Source organism: Enterobacter sp. WI-ESBL-E8 (genome assembly GCF_053364895.1).
Map to the genome: position 1 here is coordinate 41,596 of NZ_JBRWXJ010000001.1, position 20,664 is coordinate 62,259.

The 20,664-nt window shown below is 57.6% G+C and carries 18 protein-coding genes; 5 read left to right on the forward strand and 13 right to left on the reverse strand.

Features of this window, described 5'->3' with window-relative positions; genetic code table 11:
* Positions 1-67 precede the first annotated feature (67 nt).
* Positions 68-1,288, forward strand: a complete 1,221-nt coding sequence (locus ACWHWP_RS00205; protein WP_447854866.1) for an MFS transporter — start codon at positions 68-70, stop codon at positions 1,286-1,288.
* 92 nt (positions 1,289-1,380) lie between these two features.
* On the opposite strand, the gene ACWHWP_RS00210 is transcribed toward ACWHWP_RS00205, so the two are convergent.
* Positions 1,381-2,379, reverse strand: coding sequence for an aldo/keto reductase (locus ACWHWP_RS00210; RefSeq protein WP_447854867.1), 999 nt, complete (start codon positions 2,377-2,379; stop codon positions 1,381-1,383).
* A gap of 207 nt (positions 2,380-2,586) precedes the next feature.
* On the opposite strand from ACWHWP_RS00210, the gene nepI reads away from it, so the two are divergent.
* The gene (gene nepI / locus ACWHWP_RS00215; protein ID WP_447854868.1) at positions 2,587-3,777 is read left to right on the forward strand and encodes a purine ribonucleoside efflux pump NepI; all 1,191 of its coding nucleotides are present in this window, start codon (positions 2,587-2,589) and stop codon (positions 3,775-3,777) included.
* A gap of 48 nt (positions 3,778-3,825) precedes the next feature.
* Here the strand turns inward: nepI and ACWHWP_RS00220 are convergent, their stop codons facing one another.
* The 6 genes from ACWHWP_RS00220 to ACWHWP_RS00245 all read right to left on the reverse strand — a co-directional run bounded on the left by ACWHWP_RS00220 (position 3,826) and on the right by ACWHWP_RS00245 (position 9,736).
* Entirely contained in the window at positions 3,826-4,731 is a 906-nt protein-coding gene (locus tag ACWHWP_RS00220; protein WP_447854869.1) for a DMT family transporter, read from the reverse strand.
* 134 nt (positions 4,732-4,865) lie between these two features.
* The gene (locus ACWHWP_RS00225; RefSeq protein WP_047347464.1) at positions 4,866-6,245 is read right to left on the reverse strand and encodes a carbohydrate porin; all 1,380 of its coding nucleotides are present in this window, start codon (positions 6,243-6,245) and stop codon (positions 4,866-4,868) included.
* A 137-nt stretch (positions 6,246-6,382) separates the two neighbouring features.
* Entirely contained in the window at positions 6,383-6,685 is a 303-nt protein-coding gene (locus tag ACWHWP_RS00230) for a PTS lactose/cellobiose transporter subunit IIA (RefSeq protein WP_008500136.1), read from the reverse strand.
* Positions 6,686-6,690: 5 nt separating this feature from the next.
* The gene (locus tag ACWHWP_RS00235) at positions 6,691-8,067 is read right to left on the reverse strand and encodes a glycoside hydrolase family 1 protein (RefSeq protein WP_447854870.1); all 1,377 of its coding nucleotides are present in this window, start codon (positions 8,065-8,067) and stop codon (positions 6,691-6,693) included.
* A 17-nt stretch (positions 8,068-8,084) separates the two neighbouring features.
* Positions 8,085-9,410, reverse strand: a complete 1,326-nt coding sequence (locus ACWHWP_RS00240) for a PTS sugar transporter subunit IIC (RefSeq protein ID WP_059310273.1) — start codon at positions 9,408-9,410, stop codon at positions 8,085-8,087.
* A gap of 11 nt (positions 9,411-9,421) precedes the next feature.
* Positions 9,422-9,736, reverse strand: coding sequence for a PTS sugar transporter subunit IIB (locus ACWHWP_RS00245; RefSeq protein WP_014830072.1), 315 nt, complete (start codon positions 9,734-9,736; stop codon positions 9,422-9,424).
* Between the two features lie 293 nt (positions 9,737-10,029).
* Here ACWHWP_RS00245 and ACWHWP_RS00250 point away from each other — a divergent pair, with 293 nt between their 5' ends.
* A complete protein-coding gene (locus ACWHWP_RS00250; RefSeq protein ID WP_264439643.1) occupies positions 10,030-10,980 on the forward strand; it encodes a LacI family DNA-binding transcriptional regulator in 951 nt (316 codons plus the stop codon).
* A 61-nt stretch (positions 10,981-11,041) separates the two neighbouring features.
* Here ACWHWP_RS00250 and ACWHWP_RS00255 read toward each other — a convergent pair whose 3' ends face one another.
* From ACWHWP_RS00255 to ACWHWP_RS00275, 5 genes are all read right to left on the reverse strand, one after another.
* Positions 11,042-11,392: a YicS family protein gene (locus tag ACWHWP_RS00255; protein WP_447856609.1), complete on the reverse strand. Its 351-nt coding sequence runs from the start codon at positions 11,390-11,392 to the stop codon at positions 11,042-11,044.
* Between the two features lie 65 nt (positions 11,393-11,457).
* The gene (locus ACWHWP_RS00260; protein ID WP_447854871.1) at positions 11,458-12,822 is read right to left on the reverse strand and encodes an efflux transporter outer membrane subunit; all 1,365 of its coding nucleotides are present in this window, start codon (positions 12,820-12,822) and stop codon (positions 11,458-11,460) included.
* A complete protein-coding gene (locus ACWHWP_RS00265) occupies positions 12,822-15,932 on the reverse strand; it encodes an efflux RND transporter permease subunit (RefSeq protein ID WP_447854872.1) in 3,111 nt (1,036 codons plus the stop codon). Before ACWHWP_RS00265 ends, ACWHWP_RS00260 begins: the two co-directional genes overlap by 1 nt.
* Complete coding sequence (locus ACWHWP_RS00270) at positions 15,932-17,053, reverse strand: efflux RND transporter periplasmic adaptor subunit (protein ID WP_447854873.1); 1,122 nt, start codon at positions 17,051-17,053, stop codon at positions 15,932-15,934. The genes ACWHWP_RS00265 and ACWHWP_RS00270 overlap by 1 nt, the downstream gene beginning before the upstream one ends.
* Positions 17,054-17,201: 148 nt before the next feature.
* A complete protein-coding gene (locus ACWHWP_RS00275) occupies positions 17,202-17,771 on the reverse strand; it encodes a TetR/AcrR family transcriptional regulator (protein WP_059310278.1) in 570 nt (189 codons plus the stop codon).
* A 186-nt stretch (positions 17,772-17,957) separates the two neighbouring features.
* Between ACWHWP_RS00275 and ACWHWP_RS00280 the strand changes: the two genes are divergently transcribed.
* Positions 17,958-18,377 (forward strand): GNAT family N-acetyltransferase, encoded by a 420-nt coding sequence (locus ACWHWP_RS00280; RefSeq protein WP_447854874.1) that lies wholly within the window; start codon positions 17,958-17,960, stop codon positions 18,375-18,377.
* On the opposite strand, the gene ACWHWP_RS00285 is transcribed toward ACWHWP_RS00280, so the two are convergent.
* Positions 18,374-19,021 carry a TetR/AcrR family transcriptional regulator gene (locus ACWHWP_RS00285; RefSeq protein ID WP_447854875.1) on the reverse strand — a complete coding sequence of 216 codons (648 nt, stop codon included), beginning with the start codon at positions 19,019-19,021 and terminating at the stop codon, positions 18,374-18,376. The two genes, ACWHWP_RS00280 and ACWHWP_RS00285, sit on opposite strands and share 4 nt — an antisense overlap.
* A gap of 93 nt (positions 19,022-19,114) precedes the next feature.
* Between ACWHWP_RS00285 and ACWHWP_RS00290 the strand changes: the two genes are divergently transcribed.
* A complete protein-coding gene (locus ACWHWP_RS00290; RefSeq protein WP_447854876.1) occupies positions 19,115-20,599 on the forward strand; it encodes an MDR family MFS transporter in 1,485 nt (494 codons plus the stop codon).
* Positions 20,600-20,664: the final 65 nt, after the last annotated feature.

A 20,664-nucleotide genomic window follows, 5' to 3' on the forward strand; every position in this document is an offset into this window, starting at 1 on the left:
TGGGTAACAACATTTAATATTTTCTGATTCGCAAAAATTTACTGATTATTATATTGAGGTGGCGAGTATGGCTGTAGAACGTTTTCCGCAAAAAATGACCTTAAAGTCATGGCTTGCTTTATTTATTCTGGCTATTTCAACCTTTACTATTGTTACCACTGAACTGGCGCCAGTAGGTTTATTAACGCCAATCGCAGAGGGGCTACAGTCTTCAGAGTCCGCGGTGGGCATGACCGTGTCGCTTTATGCCTGGGTAGGGGCGTTGAGTGCGCTGTTTGCTTCAGTCTTTTTAGGGAATGTGTCCAGAAAGCGGCTTTTACTCGTGCTCACCGTGGTGCTTCTGATCTCCAATATTCTGGCTGCAACGGTAACGAGCTACAGCATGCTGCTTAGCGCCCGCGTACTGGGTGCACTTGCTCATGGAGCATTCTGGGCGATGATCGGCGCGACGACGGTTGCCATCGTACCTGCCAGATATATTGGGGTGGCGACGTCAATCGTATTTGGAGGCGTTTCCGCAGCAAGCGTTTTTGGCGTGCCGATATCTAACTATATTGGTATTCACTTCGGCTGGCGGCAGGCATTTTGGATGATGGCCGCGTTGAGCGCAATTGCCTTTGCGGGCATTAGCGTTCTTATTCCCCACATTACCAGTAAAAGTGCGCTTGGTCTGGATGCGTTAAAGAGCGTGTTGAGATCGTCTACCTTATGGAAAATATATTTAGCAACTATGTTGGCTGTGACGGCCCACTTTGCTGCCTTTACGTATATTGAACCCTGGCTACATACGCAGAGTTTACTGTCCAACGCCTTTATTCCTGCGGTGCTTTTTGTTTACGGTATTTCGGGTCTGGCCGGTAATTTCCTGACCGGCGTGCTGATTGATAAGTATCTCAAGCTGACGGTCTCTATGTCTGTTCTGTTGATTTGTGCAGTGCTGTTCTTCCTGGGCCTGTCAGATTCATCGCTCTCTACTGGGCTGATATTCACCGGCATGATTATCTGGGGTGTGGCCGTGTCAGGGATATTTGTCGGCTTCCAGACGTGGGTTTTACGTATGGCGGAGGGTAAAACCTTCCCGGCCTCTGCAATCTACGTGTCGTTTTTCAACACCGCCATTGGTATCGGCGCGTCAGTCGGTGCCTGGATGGTTTCATCATTTTCACTGCCGCTCCTGTATATCGTCGCCGGAACGGCCATCGGCCTGTCCGTTCTGCTTGTCGTGTTTATCCCTGCCACGTTGACCGCAAAACAATCCCGGATGGAGAAATCGTATGAGTCCATTTAACGCCCGCATATAGCATGGATGAAAAATAATCATTGCCGACAACGGATAAAAAAACCGGTGAAGCCCGGTTTTTTTATTTTCACGATGAGGTATCAGGCATTCACGCCTTTCATACCCTCTGCAGAATAGCGATCGCCTTTAATCTCTATCCGGCGATGCAGACTGTTCAATAATTCAATGTCACTCTTCTCAAGCACAATATCGGCAGCGCGCGCGTTCTCGGCCAGATAGCCGGTGTGCTTAGTGCCCGGGATGGGAACCAGTCGTTCGTATTGCGCTAACAGCCAGGCAAGGGCAATTTGACCTGCGGTACAGCCGTACTTCGCCGCCAGCGGGTGGATGACATCGAGCAGCTGGCGATTATGATCGAGGCTGGACTGAATGAAACGTTCATTATTTCTACGGAAATCACCTTCTGCAAACTCGCTATTGTTCAGGTATTTTCCCGTCAGGAAGCCTCTGCCAAGAGGCGAGTAAGGCACCAGACCGATGCCTAACTCTTTCACGACCGGCAGAATGCTTTCCTCAATATCGCGTGTCCACAAAGAATATTCCGTTTGCAGCGCGGTGACCGGATGTACCGCATGGGCCCGTTGCAGCGTTGCAGCCGACACTTCGCAAAGGCCGATGTGGTTGATCTTGCCCTCTTTAACAAGGGTGCGCAGACAATCCATACTCTCTTCGACCGGTGTTTCGTTACTCAATCTATGAAGATAAAAGAGGTCGACTCGCTCCACGCCAAGCCGCTTGAGGGACTCATTACAGCAGCGGATGATATAGTCAGGCGTATTGTTGATGGTGCGGGCGTAAGACTCGTCAGGCGAGCGGTCGATGCCGCACTTCGTGGCTATTTTGAACTGCTCGCGAGTGCTTTTATCCAGCCCGGCAAGAAAATGACCGATTAGTCTTTCATTATGACCACGGCCATATAAATTTGCGGTATCAATAAACGTCACGTTCAGATCGATGAGGCTATGCAACACCTCCAGTGAGGCTTTGTCATTAGTCTGGCCATAAAATTCACTCAGACCCATGGCACCATAGCCGACAGCACTGACGGTAAGATTTTGAGATAAAGTACGTGTTTTCATAGTTTCTCCTTTTCAGACGCTATGATTGTTTCACCTCAAATGTGGATACTGAATTTTCATTTTCGTTATGCTGAAAAGGTATCAGTCGACGATGCTCCCCCTCCAGGCTCATTAAAAACGTCAAAAGTTGTCTAAACGTTAAATTCGTCACACTTTTGATGATAAACTGCGCGACTTTTCCGCACGTTTTTATTTTCAGGTGACGCCATGACAGAACATATCCAGCCCACGACCAGACCGCAGACCAAAGAGGTTTCTCGCCCCAACTGGTCGGCGGTTTTCTCCGTGGCGTTCTGCGTCGCCTGCCTGATTACCGTTGAGTTTCTTCCGGTGAGCCTCCTGACGCCGATGGCGCAGGATCTGGGCATTTCCGAAGGCGTGGCGGGGCAGTCCGTCACCGTGACGGCTTTTGTGGCGATGTTCGCCAGCCTGTTTATTACCCAGGTGATTGGCACCATCGACCGCCGCAAGGTGGTCATCCTGTTCAGCGTTCTGCTGACGCTCTCCTGCCTGCTGGTCTCTTTCGCTGAAAGCTTCACCCTGCTGCTGCTCGGTCGCGCCTGTCTTGGCCTGGGGCTCGGCGGCTTCTGGGCGATGTCGGCTTCGCTCACCATGCGCCTGGTGCCGGCGCGTACGGTGCCGAAGGCCCTGTCCGTTATCTTTGGTGCGGTCTCCATCGCGCTGGTGATCGCCGCGCCGCTCGGCAGTTTTCTCGGCGGGATTATCGGCTGGCGTAACGTCTTTAACGCGGCGGCGGTGATGGGGCTGCTGTGCATTATCTGGGTGTGGAAAGCGCTGCCGTCGCTGCCGGGCGAAGCGGCACACCATAAGCAGAACATGTTCGCGCTGCTGAAGCGCCCCGGCGTGCTGGCGGGGATGACCGCCATCTTTATGGCCTTTGCCGGGCAGTTTGCCTTCTTCACCTATATCCGCCCGGTGTTTATGACCATGGCGGGCTTTGACGTGGACGGCCTGACGCTGGTGCTCCTGAGCTTCGGTATCGCCAGCTTTGTCGGCACCTCGCTGTCATCCCAGTTCCTGAAACGCTCCCTGAAAGTGGCGCTGGCGGGTGCGCCGCTGGTGCTGGCTGTCAGTGCAGCGGTGCTGGTGCTGTGGGGCAGCGATAAGTGGGTAGCGTCTGCGATTGCGATTATCTGGGGCTTTGCCTTTGCGCTGATCCCGGTCGGCTGGTCGACGTGGATCACCCGAACGCTTGCCGATCAGGCGGAGAAAGCCGGGTCGATTCAGGTGGCGGTGATCCAGCTGGCGAACACCTGCGGCGCGGCGGTGGGTGGCGTGGCGCTCGACCATCTGGGGCTGACGTCACCGCTGGTGATTTCCGGCACGTTGATGCTGCTGACGGCGCTGCTGGTGGCGGGGAAGGTTAAGGCGAAGTAGTACTTTTCTCCCTCTCCCGTGGGAGAGGGGTGGGGTGAGGGCATCAGGCTACGCCGATGCCTTAACCCTTCTACGCGAATCCATCGAAATCAGCACCACCGACGACACAATCAGCAGCGTGCCCAGCCAGTCCGGGAGGGTGAACGCCACGCCCAGCAAAATCACCGACAGCAGCGCGCTGCTCAGCGGCTCGGCGCAGCTCAGAATGCTCGCCTTTGGCCCGCCGATCATCTGCGCGCCTTTCAGATACAGGCTGAACGTCAGCGCCGTGCCTATCACCACCAGGTAGAAAAACGCCAGCAGCAGGCTGCCGTCGATCACAAAAGTGGTCCCGCGTCCGGCGTAAAACGGCGTCAGCATCAATCCGGCAATCAACATACTCCAGCCGACAATCGGCAGCGTGCCGTAGCGGGCAATCAGCGTTGACGGATACGTCGTGTAAAACGCCGCGGCAAAGGCCGAGGCAATGCCGAAGAACAGCGCGGCAGGGGAGATGGAGAGCGAGGTCGGATCGCCGTGGGTGACCAGCAGGAAGGTGCCGATAAGCGACGTCATGATGGCGGACAGGACAAACACGCCGGGGCGCTTTTTCCGCGCCAGCGCGAACCACGCCACGATAATCGTCGGCGACAGAAACTGCAGCACGGTGGCGGTAGCGGCGTTGGATTTTTCAATCGTCAGCAGGAAGGTGAGCTGCACGGTAAGCGCGCCAACCAGCGAGAAAATCAGCAGGCTGATGGCGTCTTTGCGATGTTTGATGACCGAGAAAATCTTGTCGCCGTGAACGAAGGATAAGGTCAGCAGGATCACGCCGGTAAACAGCAGGCGAACCATGGTCAGGTAAGGCGAAGAAATGTGGCTTTTCTCCATGATGTACTGCGCGCAAACGCCTGAACTTCCCCATAAAACGGCGGCGATCAGGACGTTTAGCATCCCTTTACGTGTGGAACCCATGTTCTCCCCTGCTATGTTTGTTTTGTTGTAGCATAACATGGGATCTTGCCGGGTGGCGCTGCGCTTACCGGGCCTACAAGGTTTTGTAGGCCCGCGCAAGCGCAGCGCCGCCGGGCGAAACAAACGGCGCTGTACTAGAACCACGCCTCCCACATCGCGCCGACGTTGAAGTCGTCGAGCGTTTCGTCTTTGGTGCCGTTCACGCGCGCGGTGCGCTCGTTATCCACTTTGCCGCCGGTCACGTAGAAGCGCAGCATCGGGCGGAACTCCGGCCCCATGGCGATAGACATGTTCTGCGACAGGGTCAGCTTCCAGCCCTTGTTGTCGCCGCCGTTGTCGTAATCCACGTGCTGCCAGCCCGCTTCCAGCCAGGTGGAATGAACGTCGTTCCACCAGTGCATAGGGCGCACGATGGCGTTGTAGTTCTTGCGGTTATCGGTTTTATCGCGGCTGTTGTCGTAGTCGTGGAAGGCGAGAATGTACTCCACCTGCGTGGCCTGGGTGAATTTGTACAGCCCTTCGAAGCTGGCGTAGACCGTGGTCAGATCCTCGGTTTTGTTGAACACGCTGTTGTCCGCGTTATCGGAATAGCGGGCAATCACCTTGTTCACGCCGCTGTCGTTGGTGTGGCTCAGCACCACGCCGCCCTGCCAGGCGTTCAGACGCTCGTCGCTCTCCACCGCCTTGGAGTCAAAGCCGTAGTTGGCATACAGCTCCATGTCGATAGGGCCGAGCTTCATGCCGTGGATTTTTGAGGTGGCCGCGTAGTTACCTTTATCGCCCGTGCCGGAACCGCCGGTACAGGTGATGCGCGACGGGTTGGCCTCATCTTCCATCACTTCCGGGCTACAGGATTCCACTGCCGCCACGGCGGCCACGTCGAACTGCACGCCACCGATGTCGAAGTTCTTCACCCCGGCGCCCTGGCCGTCGTGGTTCATCCAGAAGTAATCGTTAATGCCCTGCTGTGGACGCTGGTGGAAGTCACGACCCGCCCAGAAATAGGCGTTCGGGTTGGAGGCCATAATGTTGGTCACCCCGGCGTAGGCCTTTTTCAGGTTAACTTCGTCGCCCCAGTGGTCGATCATCACGTTGATGTCCCAGATGGCGCCGTTTTCACCCTTAAAGGCTTTGGAGAGCTGGAATTCCCCGCCGTTGCCTTCGTTACCCAGACGACCAATCGCGGACGCGCCGTTATAGGAGCCGTCTACCGCCACGTATTTCTGGTCGGCGGCCTGGAAGTGCGCGCCGTAGCGGGCGTAGCCGGTAAACTTAATGCCGAACGGAATCGCCATGTCCGGGGACTGCGCCGCGCTTTGCGGCTCGGTCACCACGTCCGCTTTTTTCGCGACGGCAGCATCCATTTTGGCCTGACGCTCGGCCAGGGCTTTGTCCACCGCTTTTGCCACAATGGCGTCGATTTGCTCCTGCGTGAATTCCTGTGCGAGCACGGAAATTGGGCAAAGCGCGGCGATAACCGCCATGGTTAATGGAAGTTTTTTAATCGTATTCATGGTTATCTCAATATAGTTTAATTTTATTCAGACAATAACCATCCCGCTCCGATCTGACAGAATATGTCGCTATCATCAGAACAAGTGGAATTCTATTTAAGGTCCAGAGGTATTACAGTAATTTATTTCGCCATAGACTATCTCTGATATAAATGAATAATTTCTTCAGACAGTTCACGCGCTAATAGCGAATTCATTAAATGATCCTGCGCGTGCACCATAATTAAGGTCATCGGCTGGCGCGCTTCACCTGCATCCTGCTCGATCAGTTTGGTCTGCATCTTGTGCGCCTGGCGCGCGTAGCCGTCGGCTTCGCGCAGCAGGCTTTTGGCTTCGTCAATGTTGCCCTGACGCGCCGCGTGCAGTGCCTCAAAGCACAGGCTGCGGGACTGGCCGGCATTGACGATAATTTCCATTACGGCTTCTTCTAGTGCGATCATCACAATTACTCTCTGTCAAAACTGTTATTCAACGCGGTGGCGGCAAACCACTCTCCGCTCTTTTTAAGGGTGCGCTGCTGCGTCTTTACATCGAGCTGGATAAATCCGTAGCGATTTTTATACGCATTACACCACGACCAGTTATCAATAAATGTCCACATATGGTAACCAAGGCAATTGCACCCTTCGCTAATGCCTTTGTGCAGCCAGGTTAAATGCCCGGAAATGAAATCAATGCGGTATTGATCGTTAATCTGGCCATTTTCAATAAAGCGCTGCTCGTTTTCGACGCCCATGCCGTTTTCAGAAATAAAGCAGCGAGGGTTGCCGTAATTGTCGCGCAGGTTAACCAGAATATCGTAAATACCCGGCTCGTAGATTTCCCAGCCGCGGTACGGGTTCATCTTGCGGCCCGGCATCTCGTAGTTATCAAAGAACCACTCCGGCATAAACGGCGCCTGCGGGTTCACCGCGCTGTCGCGACACTTCACACGACGCGGCTGATAGTAGTTCACGCCGAGCAGGTCGATTTTTCCTTCCGCGATCAGGAAACCGTCTTCCGGTTTACAGGCGGGTAATTGATCGTAGGATTTCAGCAGCGCCACCAGGTCTGCCGGGTATTCACCGCGCAGGACCGGGTCAAGGAAGCTGCGGTTAAACATCAGGTCTGCGATGTGCGCCGCCTTCACGTCTGCCGGATTCTGCGAACGCGGGTATGACGGCGTCAGGTTCAGCACGATACCGATCTCACCCGCGTAATGTCCGGCGCGGTAAGCCTGAACGGCCTTCGCGTGGGCCAACACGGTGTGATACGCCACGGTAGCCGCCCGACGAAAATCCACCACGTTCGGATAGTGGAAGTCGTACAGATAACCGCCCTCTACCGGCACGATCGGCTCGTTGAAGGTAAACCAGTGCAGCACGCGATCGCCAAACAGCTCGAAGCACATCTGCGCATAGCGGGCGTAAGCGTCCACCACGTCGCGGTTTTCCCAGCCGCCGATCTCCTGCATCGCCATCGGCATGTCGAAATGGAACAGGGTGATAAACGGCGTGATGCCCTGTTCATTCAGCTCATCAATGACCTGATTATAAAAATCGACCGCTTCCGGGTTCACTTCACCGATGCCGTCGGGGATCAGGCGCGCCCAGCTAATCGACGTGCGAAAGCTGTTGTGGTTCAGCTGCTTTAACAGCTGAATGTCCGTTTTCCAGTGCTGATAAAACGTGGAGGTGTGCTGCGGCCCCACGCCGTTGTGAAAACGGTTCGGCTCGCGGGCAAACCAGTAATCCCACGTGGTTTCCCCCTCTCTTGCCCCTTCGGTCTGGAGAGCGGAGCTTGCGCTGCCCCACCAGAAGTTATCGGGAAATGCGTATTTCATGACTCTTCCTCTTTGACTTAATGGCTGGCGGCTTCAGCGTTACCGACGGTCGCCTGAGCTTTCTGCTCTTCGTTTTTGATGAGCGTACGCTCATAGGCACGCAGGAACGGCAGGTACATCAGCGCGGACATCACCATGCAGACCAGGCACATCACCACCGGGCTGAGCGCCCAGTTCGCCGCCCACGAGGCGCCAATCGGTGCAGGCGTGGTCCACGGGGTCAACGACACAACCTGCGCCAGCCAGCCGAGCTTGGTTGCGCCGTACGCCAGGCAAGCGTTGACCAGCGGAACGAACACGAACGGGATAAACAGCATCGGGTTCATGATGATCGGCGCGCCGAACAGAATCGGTTCGTTGATGTTAAAGAAGCTTGGCACCACGCCCATTTTGCCGATGGTGCGCAGATGGGTCACGCGGCTGCGCAGCAGCAGGAACGCCAGCGGTAGCGTGGAGCCTACGCCGCCAATCAGCAGGTAGTGATCCCAGAAGCCCTGCAGGTAAACGTGCGGCAGCGCCGCGCCGGCCGCCAGCGCCGCCTGGTTTGCCGAGAGGTTTGCCATCCAGAACGGGTTCATGATGCCGGTGACAATCAGCGAGCCGTGAATACCGGCAAACCAGAAGATCTGGCACAGCAGCACGGAGAGCAGAATGGCGGGCAGCGAGTCAGAGGCGGACACCAGCGGCTCCAGCAGGTGCATAATCGCCTGCGGGATAATCATGCCGGTCTGCGCTTCGATGAACAGGTTCAGCGGGTGCAGGGTGCCGATCACCACCATCACCGGGATCAGGATCTCAAACGAACGCGCCACGCCGGTCGGGACTTCCTTCGGCAGGCGAATGGTCACGTTGTTCTGCTTCAGCCACGCGTAAACGCGGGTGGCGTAAATCGCGGTGATCAGCGCGGTAAAGATGCCCTGACCAGAAAGGTACTGCGTGGAGATCTTGCCGTCGGCATACGGCGCGGCGACCAGCAGGAAGGCCATAAAGGCCAGCAGGCCGGACATCACCGGGTCGAGGTTAAACTGACGACCCAGGCTCGCCCCAATCCCCACCGAAATGAAGAAGGTCATCACGCCCATGCTGAGGTTAAAGGGCAGCATCAGCTGCTCGCGGTAGGTCTGGGAGAAATCCAGCCAGCCGCGGGCGAAGCTGTTGGTGGTATCTGCCGAGAACGGCGGGAAGATGAACACCAGCATAAACGAGCCGATGATCATGAACGGCAGCGCGGCGGTAAAGCCGTCGCGGATGGCAATCACATACTTTTGCTGACCGAGCTTCGCGGCCAGCGGGGTAATTGACTGCTCAATCACCGCGACCATGGATTGATATAACGAACTCATGTGAACACCTTTTAGTGTGCCGCTTCGATGAGCGACAGAGCATAGTCCAGTACTTTATCGCCACGCTGCATGCCGTAGTCCATCATGTCGATGGGCTGTACCGGAATGCCTTTTGTAGCCGCCTTGTCTGAGAGTGTCTGTAACATGTATTTCACCTGCGGTCCGAGAAGGACAACCTGGTATTGCGGAAACTGCGTATCAAATTCGGAAACGCCGTACGCATCAATCTTTACCGGCAAACCACGTTCTTTCGCGACATCGACCATTTTGCTGACCAGCAGGCTGGTGGACATCCCTGCAGAGCAGCACAGCATTATCTTGAACATCGACAACCATCCTCTAAATGTAAAAAGTTATTGCGATGATGATTGGATATCATATGGAAACCGGTTTCCATTTATAAAAGACAGAAGTGTGACAACCATCAAGAACCCTGATTTATGAGGCTAATTAACCCGATGTGTGTCACAGAATTTGGCTGTTCTGACATCATTTAGAGTGGAAACGGAAAATCGGTTTCCATGGAAAACGGAAACGGATATACTCCATTCTGGCTATAATGTGAGCCGAAGCGGTCATGGAATTTGCAGGCACGAGGTAAGCCTGTCAGGGGAAAGAGATGTCGACAATCAATGATGTATCACGTCTTGCCGGGGTGTCCAAAGCCACGGTATCGCGAGTGTTGAGCGGGTCACGCGGCGTGAAGGAAGCCAGCCGTCAGGCCGTTCTGAAAGCGGTGGATGAGCTGAATTATCGTCCTAACGTGATTGCACAATCACTGCTAAGCCAGTCGACGGGCTGTATTGGCGTGATTTGCGCGCAGGAAAACATTAACCAGACCACCGGTTATCTCTACGCGCTGGAAAAACAGCTCAGCCAGCATCAAAAACATCTGCTGCTGCGCTTCGCGCATAGCAAAGCGGAAGTGATGCACGCCCTTGAAGAACTCTCCTGCGGGCTCTGTGATGATATCCTGGTGATTGGCGCCCGTTTTCCGCTGGACGTCGATATGGAAAACGTCATTCTGGTCGACTGTATGGAGTCTGATAACGCCAACAGCATCCAGTTCGATCACGCGTTTGCCGCCGAAACCGCCTGTAACTACCTCACCAGCCAGGGGCGTCGCCAGATTGCGCTGATCCACCCGCACGGCAGCGGTTTTGCCGACCAGGTGCTGCTCGGCTACAAGCACGCGCTGGAGAAAAATTTCCTGCCCTTTAATCGCAACCTGGTCTTTATGGACGCCACCTCCTCATCCGTTGCGCTGCAGGAGCTGCTGAACAACGCCAGCACCCTGAATTTCAACGCGCTGCTGGTGGCGGACGAGCAGGAAGCCCAGCGGGTGATCCCGCAGCTGCAGGCATTTAATAAATCCGTGCCGGACGACATTATGGTCTTCAGCCTGGCCGGATCGCTGCACCTACCGGGTATTCCGGTGATCCCGGCGATTGAATATTCAATGGATGCCATGGCGGCGCGTATCGTGAGCTGGCTGACGGAGAAAACGCAGATGCTGGGGTCGTACGTGCTGCGCGGGGATTTGATTATTCCGGACGTGCGTAAGCGTTAAACATGTTGTGTAGGCCGGGTAAGGCGCAGCCGCCACCCGGCGAGAAGCACGTTTCCAGCCCTCAATAATCTTCCATACAATCCACCTGGCCAATCGCGGCCCAGTAGGCGTCCAGGTTGTCGCGCTTGACGGCGGTAATGGCGTTTTTGATCAGCAGCTGATTGGCCTCGGACGACAAAATCATCTCCTGCCAGGCCTTATCGCTCTGTTTTTTCTGTGGCGTACAGGTTTTCTTCACGTCTTTAAGAACCTGTTGCTTGATTTGAGCCTCTTTCGCCGGGTCGTCCTTTTCCTGAGCATGGGCAAACGCAGCGAAGAGCAGACAAACCAGCAGGCAGACCAGGTGCGCAGCTTTCATCGAAACCCCCTTTAAGAGACACATGCTTCCCATGAAATATATCGTTACATTCAGTGTAGCGACGCCAGCCGAAAGTATGAATTTTCTCTTCACCGCGCTTCAGGATTGCCCCGCAAGCGTTACTGAATACCGCCCCCGAGCGACTGCCACAGGGTGATGCGGTTTTCCAGGTCGGTTTGTTGTAACGCGATTAGCGACGACTGCGCCGACCACAGCGACCGCTGCGCGGTCAGGACCGTCAGATAATCCCCCGCGCCCGCCTGATAGCTGCGGGTCGCCACGTCCAGCGTTTTTTGCTCGGCCGCCACGTATTCGCGCTGGGCATCCAGCTGCTCGCTCAGGGTTTCACGCCGCGCCAGCGCGTCGGCCACGTCCTTGAACGCGCTCTGGATGGCTTTCTCGTAGGTGGCAATCAGTCCCTTCTTCTCCGCTTCCGCGTAGCGCAGCTGGGCCAGGTTGTTCCCGCCGCTAAACAGCGGCAGGGTGATGGACGGTGCAAACGACCAGACCTTCATCCCGTGGCTGAACAGGGAGGAGAGCGAATCGCTGCCGACGCCCGCGCTGGCGGTGAGCGAGATGGTCGGGAAGAAGTTGGCGCGCGCCGCGCCGATGTTGGCGTTGGCGCTCAGCAGGTTATGCTCGGCCTCCTGAATATCCGGGCGACGCAGCAGCGCGCTGGAGCTGACGCCCGCCGGGATCAGCGTGATGGCATTATCGCTCAGGCTCTCCAGCGTGCCGGGCAGCAGGTTGTCCGGCACCGTATCGCCCGCCAGCAGATTAAGGGCGTTTTTGTCCTGCATCACCAGCGTCTGGTAGCTCGCCACGCTGGCGCGCGCCTGCTGGTAAACCGCCATCGCTTCACTGACGTCCGTCGCCGCCGCCACGCCGACGTCCTGCTGGCGCTTCACAATCTTGAGCGAGTTCGCCGCGCTCTCCATCGTCGATTTCGCCAGCGCCAGGTTGCTGTTATCCGCCGCCAGCGTCACCCAGGCGGTGGTCAGCTCGCTGACCATCGTCAGGCGCGTATTCTGCGCGGTGAATTCGCTGGCAAGCCAGGTTTCACGCGCGGCGCGGGAGAGGCTCTGGTTGCGGCCAAACAGATCCAGCTCGAAGCTCGAGACCGCACCGTTGGCCTCATCGCTTGTCGCGACGCCGCTTGCTAGCGTGCGGCTGCGGGTGTGGCTCAGCTCCGCGTCCACCGTCGGGAACAGGGACGAGCGCGTTTCGCCGTACTGGGCGCGGGCGGCGTCGATATCCGCAATCGCTTTTTGCACGTCGCGGTTGCTGCTCAGCGCCATCGTCACTACGCTTTTCAGCCGGGCGTCGTTCATCACCTGCTGCCACTGGCTCACCACGGCGGTGGCTTCGCCGTGTGCGCCGGGCAAGGTTGCCGGGACGGGGGCATCCGGGCGCTGATAAGTGGGGTCTAACGACACGCAGCCTGCGCTCAGCAGGGCTAACGCTAAAATAGATACACGAAACATTATGACCTCCGGTTGGAGTGCTTACCGGAGAACAGACGTTTCACCAGTACGAAGAATAAGGGAACGAAGAAGATCGCCAGCAGCGTGGCGGCGAGCGTTCCACCGATAATGCCGGTACCGATCGCCACGCGGCTGTTGGCACCTGCCCCGGTGGCGATTGCCAGCGGCGTCACGCCTGCGATAAACGCCAGCGAGGTCATGATGATGGGGCGCAGACGCGTCTGAGCGGCACGCATCGCCGCACGCGTCAGGGAGTAGCCTTCGGCGACTTTTGCCTCGGCAAATTCAACAATCAAAATGGCGTTCTTCGACGACAGGCCGATGGTGGTCAGCAGCGCCACCTGGAAGTAGACGTCATTGCTCAGGCCGCGCAGGGAGGCGGCAAGCGCCGCACCCAGCACCCCAAGCGGGATCACCAGAATGACGGAAATCGGCACCGACCAGCTCTCATACAGCGCCGCCAGACACAGGAACACCACCAGGATCGAGAGGGCATAGAGGCTCATTGCCTGGCCGCTCGCCAGTTTTTCCTGCAACGACAAACCGCTCCACGCCCAGGTGCTGCCGGACGGCAGGTTATTCGCCAGCTGTTCCATTGTGCTCATCGCCGTACCGGAGCTGGCGCCGCTGGCGTTCTCGCCCTGAATTTCATACGCCGCCGAGCCGTTGTAGCGCACCAGGCTTTCCGGGCCATACTCCCAGCGGGTGGTGGCGAAGGCGGAGAACGGCGTCATGGTGCTATCGCTGCCGCGCACATACCATTTGTTGAGATCGGACGGCACGGCGCGAGCGTCGCTGTCGCCCTGGATATAGACCTTCTTCACGCGACCGCGATCGATAAAGTCGTTCACGTAGGTGCCGCCCCAGGCGCTGGAGAGGGTATCGGTGACGTCGCTCAGGGTGAGCCCCAGCGACACAGCCTTGTTGTTATCGATATCCACCTGAAGCTGCGGCATCTGCGGCAGATCGTTGGCGCGCACCGCGTGCAGCGAGGCATCCTGATTAGCTTTGCCAATCAGCTGGTTACGCATCTTCAGCAGCGTGTCGCGGTCGGTGCCGCCGCTGGCCATCAGCTCAAAGGTAAAGCCGTTGCTCTGGCCCAGACCGTCCACCGCAGGCGGCGTCATGGCAAAGATGGTGGCATCGCGGATGGTGCTCAGCTCCTGCGTGGCGCGCAGGGCGATGGCCTGAGCGGTGTTTTCGTCGCCCTTACGTTCGGACCAGTTTTTCAGGGAGACAAACGCCATCCCGGCGTTCTGGCCGCTGCCGCTGAAGCTGAAGCCTTCAATGGTAAAGATCACGTTGGTGTTGGCTTTCTCTTTGGTGAGGAACCACTCGCGCACCTGGCGGCTGACTTCGGCGGTACGCACCGTCGTCGCGCCGGCTGGCAGGGTGTACTGCACCATGATTTCGCCCTGGTCTTCCGTTGGCAGGAAGCTGCCCGGCAGCTTCAGCATGGCAAACCCCATCGCGCCACAGAGCAGGGCGTAGATGACCAGCATGCCGCCGGAGCGGCGCAGGGCACGCAGCACCTTGTTCTGATAGCCATGCTCGGTCCTGCTGTAGAAGCGGTTAAACGCGCCGAAGAAACCTTTCTTGTGCGGAGCCGTGTGGCTCAGAATTGAGCCGCAGAGCGCGGGCGTCAGGGTCAAGGCCACCACCACGGAGAGCAGCATCGCGGAGATAATGGTGACCGAGAACTGACGGTAAATCACCCCGGTGGAGCCGCCGAAGAAGGCCATCGGCAGGAATACGGCAGAAAGCACCAGCGCAATGGCGATCAGCGCGCCGGAGATTTCGCTCATCGATTTTTCGGTCGCTTCCCGGGCGGGCAGGCCTTCGTCGCGCATAATACGCTCGACGTTTTCCACCACCACGATGGCGTCATCCACCAGCAGGCCGATGGCCAGCACCATCGCAAACAGCGTCAGGGTGTTAATGGAATAGCCGAATAGCGCCAGCACGCCGAAGGTGCCCAGCAGAACAACAGGTACCGCCAGCGCCGGGATCAGCGTCGCGCGGATGTTTTGCAGGAACAGGTACATCACCACCACCACGAGGATAATGGCTTCGAACAGGGTCTGAATCACGTCCTCAACCGAGATCTTGATGAACTCGGTGCTGTCCTTCGGGTAGGCCACGTCGTAGCCTTCCGGCATCGACTTTTTGAACTCAGCAATCTTGTCTTTTACCGCCGTCGCAGTGTTGAGCGCGTTCGCACCCGGCGAGAGCATGACTGCCATGCCCGCCGCCGGGTGGCCGTTCAGCTTCGCGGTGGCGGTATAATCTTCGCTGCCCATCTCCACGCGGGCGACGTCGCTGATGTGCACTACCGCGCCGCTGGACTGGCTCTTCACGATGATGTTTTTAAACTGATCCACCGTCTGCAGGCGCGACTGGGCGCGGACGGTGGCGGTCAGCTGCTGGGCGTTTGACGAGGGCAGCGCGCCGATTTTACCGGCGGAAACCTGCACGTTCTGCGCCTCGATCGCGCTCTGCACGTCGGAAGGCATCAGCGAGTAAGAGGCCAGCTTCGCCGGGTCGAGCCAGATGCGCATCGCGTATTCCGCCCCGAACACCTGCAGGCTGCCAACGCCCTCCACGCGCGCCAGCGGGTCCTGCATATTGCTCACCAGCCAGTCGGCGATATCCGAGCTGCTGGCGGTGTCGGTTTTATCGTACACGCCCATGATCAGCAGGAAGTTGCTCTGCGATTTCTCGACGGTAATGCCGGTCTGCTGCACCTCGGTGGGCAGGCGCGATTCCGCCTGCTGGACTTTGTTCTGCACCTGCACCTGCGCGGTGTCAGGGTCGGTGCCCTGCTCGAAGGTGACGTTGATGCTTACCGACCCGTCCGAACTGCTGGTGGAGGTGAAGTAGAGCAGGTTATCCAGCCCGGTGAGCTGCTGCTCGATCACCTGCGTCACGCTGTTTTCCAGCGTCTGCGCGGAGGCACCGGTGTAGGTGGCGGAGATCTTGATCGACGGCGGGGCGACGTCCGGGTACTGCGCGACCGGCAGCGTGCGGATGGCCAGCATTCCGGCGAGCATGATCAGGATGGCGATCACCCAGGCAAAGACCGGGCGACGCACGAAGAAACGGGAAAACATCAGGCGTTCCCTCCGCTGGTTTTCATCTCTTCAGCCTTCACCTGCTGGCCGGCGGTGACTTTGTCGGTACCTTCCACAATCAGCCTGTCGCCCGCCTTCAGCCCGCTCAGCACCAGCCATTTGTCGCCGTAGGTGTCACCCGTTTCGAGCTGACGCTGCTCCACCTTGTTGCTGGCGTTCACCACCAGCGCGGTGGCCGTGCCTTTGGCATCGCGGGTGATGCCCTGCTGTGGCGCGAGGATCGCGTCATCCATAACGCCCTCGTCCACTCTGGCGCGAACAAACATGCCGGGCAGCAGCTGATGCTGCGGGTTCGGGAAGACGGCGCGCAGCGTGACGGAGCCGGTTGATTCATCGACCGCGACTTCGGTCAATGCCAGGCGGCCTTTTTCACCGTAGGTGCTGCCGTCTTCGAGAATTAACGACACGCTTAGCGTATCGCTGTTCGAGGCAAGGGTTTGCTTGCGTAACCGCAGCAGATCGGCGCTGGAACGCGTGAGATCGACGTACATGCTGTCGAGCCCGCGAATGGTGGCGAGCGCGGTGTCCTGCTGGGCAGTCACCAGCGCGCCGGGCGTGACGGAGGAGATGCCGATGCGTCCGGCAATCGGCGCGGTGACGGTGGTCCAGTTGAGGTTAATGCGCGCGCTCTCCTGCGCGGCCTTCTTTGACTCGACGCTGGCCTTGTCCTGTGAACAGGTGGATTTGGCGTCCTCCGCGTCCTGGCGCGACACGCCGTCATCTTTCACCAGCTGCGCGTAGCGCCGGGCCTTCTGGCAGTCGGCCTCGACCAGCGCCTGGGCCTGCTTTAGCGCCGCGGCGGCTTCATCAAACGCGGCGCGGTAGCTGGCGGGATCGATTTGATACAGCGCCTGTCCGGCTTTCACCGTATCGCCTTCGGTGAAGAGCCGCTTCTGGATAATGCCGCCCACCTGTGGACGCACTTCGGCGCTCATCGTGGCGGTGGTGCGGCCAGTCAGTTCACTGACGACGGAAACCGGCTGGCTCATGAGCGTGACAATCCCCACTTCCGGAAGGGGATGCTGGGGAGCAGACGTTTGCGCATTATCGCACCCTGTCAGGAGGAGTAATGCCGCGATGGAGGTTGTTATGGTTTTCATAATCTTTTTCCAGGGTGAACGATGCCTGCCCTGTTAATGGCTTAACGGGGAGGAGGGCTAATTAAAGGCACAGCGATACCGCATCTCTGGCTGAGCCAGAAATGTAAAAATGGGGAATGACTTATTCCCGCTAATTATTCATATGCGATTACTTCGCACTGAAAAGCATATTTAAAATATCCTGATAAATGGGCTCTAATTTTTCTGAGGGTACTTTTAATGGCGTAAACCGACGATAAATGGTGCCTTCAATCATCACGGCGGTAATCTCCACGCAGCAGCGAATATGCTCATCGCTCAGGTGGGGAAACTGTTTTTTCAGGTGCGCACAGGCGTTGGCGAACATACGTGATTCGGCTTCTGTCAGCATGGCGGCAACCTGAGGGTTACGCGTGGCCTCGGCGGACATTTCGAGCATCAGCGCATCGTCGTCTTCGTTAAGCGTCTGTCGCCAGGCGAGGGCCTGCGGCATCCCCTCCACCAGCGTTTTACCCTGCATCTCCTCGATGCGCGAGTCGATGATGCGGCGGATCATCTCTTCAATAATGGCATCTTTGTTGCTGAAATAACGGTAAATTTGCCCGACGCTGAGCTTCGCCTCGCTGGCGATCTGCGACATGCTGGCAGCATGAAATCCGCTGGCGCGAAAGCAGCGGCGCGCGGCGGTGACGATCTCGTCCTGGCGCAGTTTTTGTCGTTCTTCCAGCTTTGTGCTCATCGTCGGCTACCGTTTAAAAGTGAGAATGATCGTTCTCATTATACGTTTTGGGTGCCTTTTGGAAAGGCTTTTTTTATTTACATATTGAATGAATATTTCCTCGTTTAAACAATGGAGGAAATAAGGAGTTTTTATGAAGGTTAAGCTGTGAGATATTCAGATTGCATGGAAAATAAGGAGAGAAATATGCACCTGAGCATAACAGATAATGTTACACCCGCAGAAAAAGAAGAGTTATTAACGGGACTGAGAGCGTATAACGCGCGGTTTTTAGATCTGGCGACCTTTAGCGGCGATATGGGGGTGTACGTACGAGACGAAAAAGGCGTCATGCTGGGCGGCTTGATCGGCGTGCGGAAAGGCGACTGGCTGAATATTGATTTTCTCTGGGTGAGCGACACCGTGCGGGGCACCGGCGTGGGCAGCCAGCTCATCAAAGCGGCCGAAGAGGAAGCCAGACGTAAAGGCTGCAAGCACGCGCTGGTGGATACCGTCAGCTTCCAGGCGCGTCCGTTCTACGAAAAACAGGGCTACCAGCTGCAGATGTCCCTCCAGGATTACCCCTATGCGGGTATGCAGAGACACTATCTGGCGAAGGCGCTCTAGCCGCCGATCCCGCTGCCAATCACCGCGAGCGCATGACGCACGACAACATCTGGCGAGAGGGCTTTCAGCCTCTCGTCATTACGCATGCGTGAGAACGGGACCAGCACCAGGCTCAGCAAGGTCGTAAACAGCAGCTCGGGTGCCAGCGCCTGATTCAGCTTCCCTTCCTGCTGCCAGCCTTTGAGGGTAGCGAGCGTCGCCTGATACTTCTCATCACCAAACCGCGCCTGCAGGTGGGTGCGCAGTACCGGCATTTCGCCAATCACCTCCTGCATCCACAGCGGCGCAAACCAGTGATGCTGTTCCGCCAGCTCGGCCAGCACCTTAACCATTTCCGTCAGGGCGTTGACCGGAGAATCCTGGTTATCGGCGAAAATCGTTCCGATCCTCTCGCGTAACGGCAGGAAACGCTCCTCAATCATCGCATCCAGCAGCTGCTCCCGGGAGTTGAAGTAGTAGTGCAGCATTGCGGGGGTCACGTCCGCCTCTTTGGCTATCGCATTTAACGACGTGTTGGCGATCCCCTGACGGGAAAAAAGGGTCAGCGCGATGTCCAGCAGCTCTTCGCGGCTGGCGGTGGCGCGCTTACCGCCGCGAGGGCGGCCCGGACGGCGCGGTTCAGAATTGTCCTTTTGTGCTGGCATGGCCACAGTATCTCTTGATCTTATTCATCACTTCCACAAATATTAATTATACGATTAATTAATTTCAAGTAATGTCTTATGGAGTCCGACGTAATGGCTCAACCCGCGCAGAAAGCGCCGTCGATCAAGCTGCTGTTCAGCGCGCTGCTGCTGGTGATGCTGCTCTCCGCGCTGGATCAAACAATTGTCTCCACGGCGCTGCCGACCATTGTCGGCGAACTGGGCGGCCTGGATAAACTCTCCTGGGTGGTCACGGCCTACATCCTCAGTTCCACCATCGTGGTGCCGCTGTACGGAAAGTTTGGCGATCTGTTTGGGCGTAAAATCGTCCTGCAAATTGCCATTGTGCTGTTCCTTGTGGGCTCGGCGCTGTGCGGGCTGGCGCAAAACATGACTCAGCTGGTGCTGATGCGTGCCCTGCAGGGGCTGGGCGGCGGCGGCCTGATGGTGATCAGCATGGCCGCCGTGGCGGACGTGATCCCGCCAGCCGATCGCGGGCGCTATCAGGGGCTGTTTGGCGGCGTGTTTGGGCTGGCGACGGTCATCGGGCCGCTGATCGGCGGGTTTATCGTCCAGCACGCCTCCTGGCGCTGGATTTTCTACATCAACCTGCCGCTGGGGCTGTTTGCGCTGCTGGTCATCGGCGCGGTATTTCACGGCAGCGCGCGGCGCAGCAAGCATGAGATTGACTATCTGGGGGCCATTTACCTCAGCATGGCGCTGCTTTGCATCATCCTGTTCACCACCGAAGGCGGGACCGTTCGTCAATGGAGCGACCCACAGCTGTGGTGCATTCTGGCCTTTGGCCTGACGGGCATTGCCGGGTTTATCTACGAGGAGCGGCTGGCGTGGGAGCCGATTATTCCGCTGTCGCTGTTCCGCGACCGTAGCTTCCTGCTCTGCAGCCTGATTGGCTTTATCATCGGCATGTCGCTGTTTGGCTCGGTGACCTTCCTGCCGCTGTATTTGCAGGTGGTGAAAGACGCCACGCCAACGCAGGCCGGTTTGCAGCTCATACCGCTGATGGGCGGGCTGCTGCTGACCTCGATTATCAGCGGGCGCATTATTAGCCATACCGGGAGATATCGCCTGTTCCCGATCCTCGGCACCCTGCTCGGCGTGGTGGGGATGTTTTTACTGACGCGCATTTCGCTCACCTCCCCAACCTGGCAGCTGTATCTGTTTACCAGCGTGCTGGGCATGGGGCTGGGTCTGGTGATGCAGGTGCTGGTGCTGGCGGTACAGAACAGCGTCTCTGCCGAGCAATACGGGGTGGCGACCTCTGGCGTCACGCTGTTCCGCTCCATCGGCGGGGCGATCGGTGTTGCGCTGTTTGGCGCGGTGTTCACCCATGTTCTTCAGGCGGGGCTGATGGACAGGTTGCCTGAAGGGGCAGAGCTGCCGCGCGAGCTGAACCCGACCGCCATTCATCATCTGCCTGACGCCCTGAGGCTGGACTACCTTGATGCGTTCGGCTCGGCCATTCATGCGGTGTTCCTGCTGGCGGCAGGTATTATGGTGCTGGCGTTTGCGCTGTCGTGGTTTTTACGCGAGGCGCCGCTGCGCCGGCAGGCGTGATGCCCATCGCCCGGTGGCGCTTTGCTTACCGGGCCTGTAACACCTCCGCGCGCAGGCCGGGTAAG